General features: G+C 63.1%; 9 protein-coding genes and 1 pseudogene. 1 reads left to right on the top strand and 9 read right to left on the bottom strand.

Features of this window, described 5'->3' with window-relative positions; genetic code table 11:
- The 9 genes and pseudogenes from B7X30_RS14675 to B7X30_RS14635 form a co-directional block, all read right to left on the bottom strand.
- On the bottom strand, positions 1-842 hold an 842-nt coding region (locus tag B7X30_RS14675; RefSeq protein WP_286731579.1), incomplete at its 3' end, for an NAD(P)/FAD-dependent oxidoreductase.
- Positions 843-874: 32 nt separating this feature from the next.
- Positions 875-1,572: pseudogene (locus B7X30_RS14670) on the bottom strand (ABC transporter ATP-binding protein).
- A gap of 35 nt (positions 1,573-1,607) precedes the next feature.
- A complete protein-coding gene (ntrB, locus tag B7X30_RS14665; RefSeq protein WP_286731577.1) occupies positions 1,608-2,522 on the bottom strand; it encodes a nitrate ABC transporter permease in 915 nt (304 codons plus the stop codon).
- A 31-nt stretch (positions 2,523-2,553) separates the two neighbouring features.
- Entirely contained in the window at positions 2,554-3,834 is a 1,281-nt protein-coding gene (locus tag B7X30_RS14660; protein WP_286731576.1) for a CmpA/NrtA family ABC transporter substrate-binding protein, read from the bottom strand.
- Positions 3,835-4,130: 296 nt separating this feature from the next.
- Positions 4,131-4,766, bottom strand: coding sequence for an ANTAR domain-containing response regulator (locus B7X30_RS14655; protein WP_286731575.1), 636 nt, complete (start codon positions 4,764-4,766; stop codon positions 4,131-4,133).
- Positions 4,681-5,181, bottom strand: a complete 501-nt coding sequence (locus B7X30_RS14650; RefSeq protein WP_286731573.1) for a sirohydrochlorin chelatase — start codon at positions 5,179-5,181, stop codon at positions 4,681-4,683. Before B7X30_RS14650 ends, B7X30_RS14655 begins: the two co-directional genes overlap by 86 nt.
- Before the next feature lie 347 nt (positions 5,182-5,528).
- Positions 5,529-6,392 carry a Druantia anti-phage system protein DruA gene (locus B7X30_RS14645; protein ID WP_286731572.1) on the bottom strand — a complete coding sequence of 288 codons (864 nt, stop codon included), beginning with the start codon at positions 6,390-6,392 and terminating at the stop codon, positions 5,529-5,531.
- Positions 6,389-8,065 carry an IS66 family transposase gene (gene tnpC, locus B7X30_RS14640; protein ID WP_286731569.1) on the bottom strand — a complete coding sequence of 559 codons (1,677 nt, stop codon included), beginning with the start codon at positions 8,063-8,065 and terminating at the stop codon, positions 6,389-6,391. Before tnpC ends, B7X30_RS14645 begins: the two co-directional genes overlap by 4 nt.
- Before the next feature lie 499 nt (positions 8,066-8,564).
- Positions 8,565-9,458, bottom strand: coding sequence for a J domain-containing protein (locus B7X30_RS14635; RefSeq protein WP_286731566.1), 894 nt, complete (start codon positions 9,456-9,458; stop codon positions 8,565-8,567).
- Between B7X30_RS14635 and B7X30_RS14630 the strand changes: the two genes are divergently transcribed.
- A partial coding sequence (locus B7X30_RS14630; RefSeq protein ID WP_286731564.1) for a hypothetical protein occupies positions 9,435-9,876 on the top strand: 442 nt, incomplete at its 3' end. The two genes, B7X30_RS14635 and B7X30_RS14630, sit on opposite strands and share 24 nt — an antisense overlap.

Here is a 9,876-nt window from a genome sequence, read left to right as displayed (position 1 = left end):
CATTCGCCCACGGCGTAAATGCGCGGGTCGGTGATGGTCTGCAGCGTGTCGCTCACGACGATGCCGCGATTGCAGTGAATGCCGGCCTTCTCCGCCAGCGCGGTGTTGGGGCGGATGCCTGCGGCCATCACCACCAGATCGGCGGGGATCTCGCTGCCGTCCTTGAACCGCACGGCGCGCACCCGGCCTGATTCATTGCCCAGCAAGGCTTGCGTCTGCGCGCCGATGAGGAACTTGAGACCGCGATCTTCCAGCGACTTCTGCAACAGCTTGCCCGCCACATCGTCGAGTTGGCGCTCCATCAGCCACGGCATGATGTGCACCACGGTCACGTCCATGCCGCGCAGCATCAGGCCGTTGGCCGCTTCCAGCCCCAGCAGGCCGCCGCCAATGACCACCGCGTGCCTGTGCGTCTTCGCGGTCTCGATCATGGTCTCGGTGTCCTTGATGTCGCGGTAGGCGATCACCCCGTCCAACTCCTTGCCCGGCACCGGCAAGATGAACGGCAGCGAGCCTGTGCCCAGCAGCAGCCGGTCGTAGGGGGATTCGAGGCCTTCATCGGTGCGTACCACGCGCTTGATGCGATCGATTTCCACCACCGTCTTGCCGGTGTGCAGGGTGATGCCGTTGTCGGCATACCAGTCCAGCGGATTGAGGATGATCTGCTCAATGGTCTGCTCCCCGGCGAGCACCGGCGAGAGCAGGATGCGGTTGTAGTTCGGGTGCGGCTCGCTGCCGAACACGGTGATGTCGTAGAGATCGGGCGCGAGCTTGAGCAGCTCTTCGAGCGTCCGCACCCCGGCCATGCCATTGCCGACGAGAACGAGTTTGGGTTTGTTCATGATGCGGAGTCCATTGGGTTGCGCGCTGCGTCTCAGGCTGCCTTGACCTGCGGGTGCGCCTGGCGCTTGTAGAGAAACTCCAGCACCTGGGCGCGCAGATGGGCGTAGTGCGGGTCTTCGCTCAGGGCCAGGCGTTCGCGCGGGCGCGGCAGATCGACCGTGAGAATTTCGCCGATGGTCGCCGCAGGGCCGTTGGTCAGCATGACGATGCGGTCCGACAGCAGCACCGCCTCGTCCACATCGTGCGTCACCATCACCACGGTGGCGCCGCTTTTCGCCACAATGTCTTGCAGCTCGTCCTGCAGCCGCCGGAAATTTCGTGTGGATGTTTGTGTGCCGCGTGCGGCAGGCCAACGAGTTCCAAAGCAGACTGGGTGCGGGCCTTGAGTTGCGACTTGGTTTCGCTTGCGCCGAACACGCGCTCCACGCCGAGGTAGATGTTGCCGTAGCAGGTCATCCAAGGCAGCAGCGAGTGGTTTTGGAACACCACGGCGCGGTCAGGGCCTGGCGCGTGAATTTCGCGGCCGTCGCACACCATTACACCCGAAGACGGCAGGGTGAGTCCGGCCATGAGGTTGAGCAGCGTGCTCTTGCCGCAGCCGGAATGGCCAATCAGGCTGATGAACTCGCCCTTGGCGATGTCGAGGTTGATGCCCTTGAGCGCGTGGAAAGGACCGCGCGCGGTGTCGAACACCATTTCGACGTGTTGGATGACGATGAAACGTTCCATGATGATGGCCTTTTGTGTTTTGCGTGATGGGAAGATCAGCGCGCTTCGTCGTAGCTGAAGCGCCGCGCAATCAGCATCAGCGCGCCTTCGAGCACCATGCCGGTGACGCCGATGACCAGAATGGCGATGATGATGTGGGCGAGATTGAGGTTGTTCCACTCGTTCCACAGCCAGAATCCGATGCCGGTGCCGCCTGTCAGCATTTCAGCGGCGACGATCACCAGCCAGGCGGTGCCGACCGACAGCCGCACGCCGGTCATCATGTAGGGCATGACCGAGGGCAGCAGAATCTTGGTGAACACCTTCCAGGTGGAGAGGTCGAGCACGCGGGCCACGTTCAAATAATCCGCCGGAATGCGCTGCACGCCGATGGCGGTGTTGATCATCATCGGCCAGATGGAGCAGATGAAAATGGTGTAGATGGCCGCCGCCGGCGCATTGCTGAACACGTACAGACCGATGGGCAGCCAGGCCAGCGGCGACACCGGACGCAGCAGGCTGATGAGGGGCGAGAGCATGCGGTTCAAGAACTGCACGCGGCCAATGGCGAAACCCAGCGGAATGCCTACCAGCGCCGCCAGACCAAAGCCGTAGGCCACGCGCTGCAGCGAGGCCAGCAGGTTCCAGCCGATGCCCACATCGTTCGGCCCGTTGTCATAAAAGGGATGCGCAAACACCTTCTGCGCCGACTGCCAGGTGACCAGCGGCGAGGGGAATTGCGCGCTGTGCTCGGCCGCCAGTTCCCACACCAGCAGCAGGAGTGCGAAGCCCATCAGCGGGGCGATGAGCCGCAGCGCGATTTGGCGGTTCTTCGCGCGTTGCCGCTCTGCCGGGCTCACGCTGCGGATGGCAGTTTGCTTTGCAGCGGCCAGGGGAGCTTCGGGTGAGGCGCCCTCCGTCGCAGAGGCTTCAAACGATCCGCCCGAGGCGGAAAAGACGGCAGTGTTCATGCTGGACTCCTGGATCATTGCGTCGGCAAGGTCAAACGGCGAGATCGTTGACTTTGAAGCCGTGGGCATAGGCCTTGGGGTCCTTGCCATCCCAGGTCACGCCGTCGATCAGCTTGGAGGTGCGCAGTGTGCTGGCGGGCACCGGCACCTTCAGTTCGGTGGCAACTGCCTGATACAGATCGACGCGGTTCACCGCCTTGGCCACGGCGAGATAGTCGGGGTCGGTCTTGATCAGGCCCCAGCGGCGGAACTGGGTGAGGAACCACATGCCGTCGGACAACCACGGGAAGTTGACCTGACCGTCTTCATAGAAGGTCATCGGGTGCGCGTCGTGCCAGCTTTTGCCCAGGCCGTTGGTGTAGTTGCCAAGGATGCGCGGCAGGATGGTTGCCACCTGGGTGTTGACATAGCCCGGCGCGGCGATGGTCTCGGCCATCTTGGTGCGGTTGGCATCCGAGGCGTCGATCCAGCGGCAGGCTTCGAGCACTGCGGCCATCACCGCCTTGGTGGTGTTGGGGTACTTTTCGACGAACTCGGCGGTGGTGCCCAGAACCTTCTCTGGATGGTCCACCCAGATTTCCTGCGAAGTCACCGCGGTGAAGCCAATCTTCTGATTGATGGCCACCGCGTTCCACGGCTCGCCTACGCAGAAGCCGTCCATGCTGCCCACCCGCATATTCGCCACCATCTGCGGCGGCGGCACGGTAATCACCTTGTCGTCCTTCAGCGGGTTGATGCCGTAGGTCGCCAGCCAGTAATAAAGCCACATCGCATGCGTGCTGGTGGGGAAGGTCTGGGCGAAGGTGTAGGTGCGCTTTTTCGCGAGCACGGCCTTGGCCAGCGCCGGGCCGGTGGTGATGCCTTCCTTGGCCAGCGCATCCGACAGGGAGATGGCCTGGCCGTTGCGGTTCAGGCCCATGAGTATCGCCATGTCCTTCTTCGGCCCGCCGACGCCGAGCTGCACGCCATACGGCAAACCGTAGAGCACATGCGCCATCTGGATGCCGCCGGTCACCAGGTTGTCGCGCACTGCGGCCCAAGAGGCCTGCTTGCTTGGAATAATTTTGACGCCGTACTTCTTGTCGAAACCCAGCACCGCGGCCATGACGATGGGCGCGCAATCAGTGAGGGGAATGAATCCGATCTTGACTTCTTCCATTTCAGGTTTTCCCAGAGTGGCGGCGCGCGCCGTGGGTTGCAGGCTGGGAAGAAGACCGGCAACAGCCACTGCGGCACCTGACTTGATGAGGGTGCGGCGCAAGGGTTGTGCCGGGTCGTTGCTTGGAGGTGTGGCGTCTTGCTGGTTGCGCATGGCAGTTCCTGAAATAGCGGGCGAAAAAAAAACCTTCGGGCGCTTCACACAAGGCGAAGCACACGAAGGCATCATTGCCGAGCTGAGCGGGGGAGACTCCCGTTCAGTGGGTTCAACATAGGCCGCCGTTGGCCTACAGCGCTATTTAAGCAATCAGCGTGCCAGCCCTCCACTCGGGAGAGATCAGAGGGAGACTCCCCGCTGTATCAAATTAGGCGGGTCTTCGATGACGCAAAACTGTGCGTAACGGTTCCAGTCTGGTGCGTGTGAGCACACAAAGCGCGCAGCCGCAAGGCTCAGATCAATCCGACGGTATCGAGAATGCGCTGGGCAACCTCGGAGAGCTTCAAGCCTTTTTCCATCGCCAGCTTGCGCATGCGGCTGAAGGCTTCTTCCTCGGTGCAGCCCTGGCGCTGCATCACAATGCCCTTGGCGCGCTCAATCAGCTTGCGCTCAGTGAGCTGGGTGCGCTCCTCGCTCAGTTCCGCGCGCAGACCCTGTTCGCGCTCGAACCGCGCCAGCGCCACCTCAATCACCGGCTTCACCCGGTTGGGCTTGAGGCCGTCCACGATATAGGCCGTCACCCCCGCCGTGATGGCGAGTTGCGCAGTCTCGGTGTCGTCGTCATCGGTGAACAGCACAATGGGACGCGGTGTGTCGCGCGAGGCCAGCACCACGTGCTCCAGCAGATCGCGCACGCCAGACTCTGCATCCACAATCACCAGATCGGGCTTGAGCGCGGCAATGCGGTCATCCAGATCGGGTTTGGCCGGCAGCACGGCCACTACCTCGTAGCCCGCATCCAACAAGGCCTTTTCCAGCATCGCGCAACGCCCTGCTTGGCGCTCATGATTCGCCTGATCGTTCTCCGTCGCCAATGCGGTATCGGGGGAGATGACAGCAACCGTCAGAGTGCTTAGTGGGTTGGGCATATCGCAATTCGTGCAAGTTCCATGCCCCAAAGAGTTCGTTTTCCTGGCTTTGCGTGGCATACGCAGCAAGTGCCGCAATCACTCCAGCATCTTCGCCCGCTGGCTGTGCGAGCACGATTCGCAGCTTCGGATATCGCGCCCGCGCCGCTTGCACCACTTCTGGAATGTCGCGCCGGAGGTGGCCGCCCGCACCAAGGAAGAGGGGCGCGATGTGCACATGCTTCGTGCCGTTTTGGCCCGCTTCCTCCAAGGCTTGTTGCAGGGAGGGTTGCATCGACTCCAGAAAAGCAAGGCGGACGGTCAGTTCGGGGTGGCGGGACTGCACCATGCCACAAACGGCCTCAAAGGGCAGAGCCCATTCGGCTAACCGGGAGCCATGGGCCAGCAAGACAAGTAACCTAGGTTCACTGTTCATCGGTATGTAAGTTTGGGTGATGATTAGGGCTGGTGTCCAAAAAACGTGAATGGACGAACGACTGGCGACGGGATGGCGTGTGATGCATGATTCGACAAGCCTACAGAGTCCGTCCTGAACTTTGCATTACAAAACCAGCAAACGTCTACAGCAGACTCGACGACGATGAGAAGGACACGCCAGGCGGGTCAGAATAGCCACGCTTGGGGAATCTACCGCTACACGCGTGATCGCTGGGGTACGGAACAAGCCGACCGCTACATCAACGGGTTGTTCGAGGCTTTCGACGGCATCGATTCCCACCAGACCCACAAGTTCGTAAATATTCGGTGAGCACGTGATAGCGCTCAGCGGCAGAGGAAGGATCTGAAGTCAGGCCGCAGGGGGTAGAGCCAGATGTCCTTGGTCGGCAGGGTCGGGATGTGGCTGGTGCTGGTCTTGCCGCGCCCCTTGGTCTGGTCCACGCGCTGCCAGTTGGCGGCCTTGTAGCAAGTGCCCTTGTGTTGAGGAATCTCGACGAAGGTCTCGAGCATCACGGGCGCGTAGCCGTAGCGCGATGGCCAGTTCGCCAGGACGCGGCGCGCGGCCATGGCCAGGACTTTGGAGGCCAGGCCATGGGAGCGAATCCAGGGCAGCACGAGAAAGCGCGTGTTGTTCACCACGAACGGGAGGTTGTTGCGGCGTTGCTCGGCGCTCCAGCCGATGAAGCGGTCGCGGTCGGCGAGTTTCCAGGCGCTGGCGCCGAAGCTGATCAAGGCCACGAGTTGCTCGCCGGCATAGACGTTGTAGCGCATCTGATGCCCGGACATGGGGGTGTAGCCCAGTTCGTGGTAGCGCGCCATGAACTCGTTCCACAGCCGGGAGGCTGCCCCCGCCCCGTGCACGAGCTGCATGCGCAACGCAGGCAAGTCATGCACGGGGGCCTGGACTTCGGGCTGGGGATCACTGGCCGCGGTGGACGCAAAGCAAGCTGGCCGACGCGGCTTGCTGTTGCGCGAAGGTGGCAGTTGCAGCACCTCATCTTCGTGCATGCGCAGCATGGCCACACGGCAACTCATCTCGCTTAGGCGCCCGTTGGCGCTGCGCCAGTCCAGCCGCTCGCACACCAGGCGCGAGAGCGCCGCGCGCCGCAGCCCCGGGTTGTCGTCAATGAGTGCACGCAGCGTTTGCAACTCGGCCTGGCTGAACACCCGGCCACCATAGCGGCTCATGTCGGCGACGCCCGCATGGCTGCCAGTTGCGCCGCATCCATCTGCCAGGGGATGAAGTCGCTGCAGTCCGGAGGCGCCTGCCCACCCGCTGCCGCGCAGGCATTGAGGTAGGAGCTCAGCCAGGTGCGCGGGTTGATGCGCCACAGCCGCACTGTATTGAGCAAGCTGAGCAGGGTGGCGGCCAGTTGCCCCGACCCTGCGCTGCCTGAGCCGTAATAATTTTTGCGGCCGACAACCGCGCCGCGTAGGGCGCGCTCGGCGGCGTTGTTGTCCAGGTCGAGCAGCGGATGCGCCAGGAACACAGTCAGGCCCGGCCAGTATTGGCGCATCGTGCGCAACACCTTGTGCGCCGGCGCCCCGAGGGCCGGATCCTGCAACTCGCTTTGCCAGTCCTGCTGCATGGCTTGCACCCAGGCGCGCACTTGGTGGTCCATGTCGCACCACTGGGGCTCGCCCTTGGACCATTGGAGCCGACGCCGCGCATGCAGCGTGTACAACGCGCCGATGCGCTGCACCCAGCCCATGGCCCAGTCCCACAGAATCGGGTGATCACCCGCCACGCGCAGGAAGTCGCGCCTTTGGTGCGCCCAGCAGATCGCCAGTTCCACCCCAGGGTGCAGGCGACTGAACTTGCGGTAGGCGGCGTAGCGGTCGACGCTGAGAATGCCCTGTTCAACGCCGTGCAGCGCTGCCTGCGGCACCAAGGCCGAGCGCGAAGGATCCAGCACGTACCACGCCACCGACTTGGACTGGAATACCCACAGATACCAGCGGTGTCCGACCTTGCCTTGCTGCTCCTCGAACACCTCCCAGCGCGTTTCATCGGCGTGCCAGTGCGATGCGCTGCGCAACTGTTGCAGCCACGCCTGCTCCAGCGGGTCAAACAACGGCAGCAGGGCATGCAGCCCCCCGCTCAGCGTGCCCTGCGCGATGTGTAGCCCCTGCTGTTGCCAGTCCTGCAGCAGGCGATGGGTGGGATGCCCATGCAGAAACTTCGACAGCAACACCTCCACCCAAATGGACACGCCCAGCTTTCCGCGCGCCAGCAGTTGCGGCGGTCTGGGCGCCACCACGATGCCGGGCAGGCAGCCACAGCGACACACGGGGCGGTAGCGGTGCCGCCGGATCACGCGGCGGTAGGCCTTGACCTCGACCTCCAGGACTTCGGCATCCTGGGTTCCAGCAAACGCGGCCAACTCCAGACCGCAGCGCGGGCAACTCGCCTGCAGCGTCTGCTCCTCTACCCGTGTGGGTAGCGCCGCCTCGCGCCGCCGACCGTGGCCGCGGTGTCCGCGCTGTTGGCCGCGCGGGCGCCGCGGCCCCACCAGGGAGGGCTGCGCGCCGTTGACTGAGCGCGACTGCTCGGTCTTGGCGCCGAACACACGCTGGCGCAAGTCGCGGATCTGCGCCAGCGCCGCCTGCAGATCTCCCAACAGTTCGGCTTCGCGCACAGCCCAGCGCTCGCGCTGTGCGCGAAGCTCCTGTTCTTGCCGCGCCAGGCGTTGCACAGCGCGCGCGTGCAACGCCTGGTACGAACTGGCGCGTTGTCGCAGTTCGATGCACTCGCGCTTGCTCAACGTGACCAACTCTTGATCGAACGGAGTCGGTGCACCCGACGACTGGACCGTTGATGCCGATGTGGCGGCAGTGGGCTCGGCGGCGGCGGAGTTCATGGCCAAAGGCTGCGGCCAAAACGCGAATGTGTCCAGCACTTTGGGATACGGGCCTATCGGGAGAACGTGCTCACCGAATATTTACGAACCCGCCCCGGTCATGCTGACCAGAGACCCTGCGACAGCAACGCCGCCACGGTGCGGGTGAGTTGATCGTCCGCCAACTGGTCTGTTGGCCGCTTTGGATGCGGCAGCCAATGTCATGACCGTGTCCATTCTGGTGAAGAATGGGCCAAAGACGGCAATGACGCTGTGAGTCGCCGGGGATTTGGACGGTCGCCTCCGCTGTCGCGCTCTCGTGGACTGCCTGCCGTCCGCACCCCGGTCAAGGGCTGCCCACCAGCTCCACAGCGCCCATGATCGAAGCGGACTTCCTGTTCGTCGATGCCTGTTTCACCGCCGTCTTACGACGACGGCCAGTATCTTCCTCTGCGCAGCTCGCCGTGAAAGGTGAAGCGTTCAAAGGCCCCAGGCATCCGTTCAGCTTGCGCAGGGGTGTTCATCGACGTCGGCGGCGGGGACTCAGCTCCTGGGCGAGGAAGTCTTCGAGCGCAGCCAATGCCTCATCCCAGCTCTCCTCGGCCAGTGCTTGGCTGGAACGCTCTTGCTCACGCAGCCAGGATTTCATGAAGCGCACCTCGGCTTTGCGCGAAAGCACCGATTTCAGTTCGCCCTCGACCATCTCCAGGGCGTCGAGTTCATGTTCGATCAAAGTGTCGATCGCGCGGGGATCGAGCTTTCCAGCGGATGCGGCGAAGGGCATGTTGATCCGCAGATCCTGCTCGATCAGGGTGATCTCATCCTCCAGGTCGGCAAGCTGGGCTTTGAGAGCCCGGACATAGTCCTTGATCTGCGCGTCGGCCAGAGACGAAAGGTGGGCGGCGTCGACCATGGCGATTTCAAGTTGCAGGCCGAGCAAGGCAAGGAGGTCGCCATTTTTGTAAGACTGATTGGCGCGCTGCAGCAAGGCGGTCTTGCGCGCACGCTCTTCGGGGTCAGACTCGCGGTCAGGATGCAGCGCGCTGGCGAGTTTGCGGTAGATGATGCGCAGGGACGGGGTTTGGGCGTCTCGCGGCCGCTTCTCCACGTCGATCTGATGCCGTCGGTGAAATCCGGCGCTGTCGTCAGCCTCCGCATCGAAGCCATCGACCTCAGGCGCGTCGGCATCCTGAGCTTCAGCTTGACTGAACTCGTCGAAGCCAAACAGGTCACCCATCCCAGATTCGCGTTCCTCACGCGCCGGTGCACGCTGCCGGTTCAGGATCGCCTCGATATCCGCGTCGTGCTGAATGCTCAGGCAGGCATGCGCAAGTACCTCGATCATGGCGCGCAGGCGCTTGTGGTCAGTTTTGTTGTACCGGGGATCAGCTTGCATGACGTCCAGGGCCAGCAAGAGTTCTTTGCGCATCGCGTTGAGATTGCGCATCTTGGGGTCGATCTGCGCAGCCTGTGCCTGGGCCGCACGCTGCATCGCATCGTGCCATTGCTGAAGACGATTGCGGGCACGGTGGATCTTGCCGACCAGGGTGTTGAAAGCCTTTTGCTGTTTGCTCAGCGGCTTGCCAGAAACAGGGGGCTGCAGGGTGATCGCGGGGAAGGACATGGGAACAATCGATTATGGCTGGGTGGCGTCGGCGGTCGTTCGAGGCGGTGGGCGACTTATCCAGAGCGTTGTCGACGCTTGCGGCGAACCGAGCAAGGCGGCGGACAAAGCGGCCTGATACTACCCGATGGCCTGCATGAACCGATGCGCATGGGTCGAACGATGGAATGGCCAGAGCCGCCAACCCCGCATAACTTTCAGAAGTGGG

The sequence above is a fragment of the Thiomonas sp. 13-64-67 genome (assembly GCF_002282795.1).
GTDB classification, from domain to species: Bacteria; Pseudomonadota; Gammaproteobacteria; order Burkholderiales; family Burkholderiaceae_C; genus Thiomonas; species Thiomonas arsenitoxydans.
The sequence above is the reverse complement of the archived record's forward strand: the minus strand, read 5'-3'. Positions and strand labels throughout refer to the sequence as shown.

Coding starts and splice junctions, on each gene's coding strand:
- B7X30_RS14660 (WP_286731576.1), bottom strand. CDS start 3,834: ATGCGCAACCAGCAAGACGCCACACCTCCAAGCAACGACCCGGCACAA.
- B7X30_RS14645 (WP_286731572.1), bottom strand. CDS start 6,392: ATGAGCCGCTATGGTGGCCGGGTGTTCAGCCAGGCCGAGTTGCAAACG.
- ntrB (WP_286731577.1), bottom strand. CDS start 2,522: ATGAACACTGCCGTCTTTTCCGCCTCGGGCGGATCGTTTGAAGCCTCT.
- B7X30_RS14655 (WP_286731575.1), bottom strand. CDS start 4,766: ATGCCCAACCCACTAAGCACTCTGACGGTTGCTGTCATCTCCCCCGAT.
- B7X30_RS14650 (WP_286731573.1), bottom strand. CDS start 5,181: ATGAACAGTGAACCTAGGTTACTTGTCTTGCTGGCCCATGGCTCCCGG.
- tnpC (WP_286731569.1), bottom strand. CDS start 8,065: ATGAACTCCGCCGCCGCCGAGCCCACTGCCGCCACATCGGCATCAACG.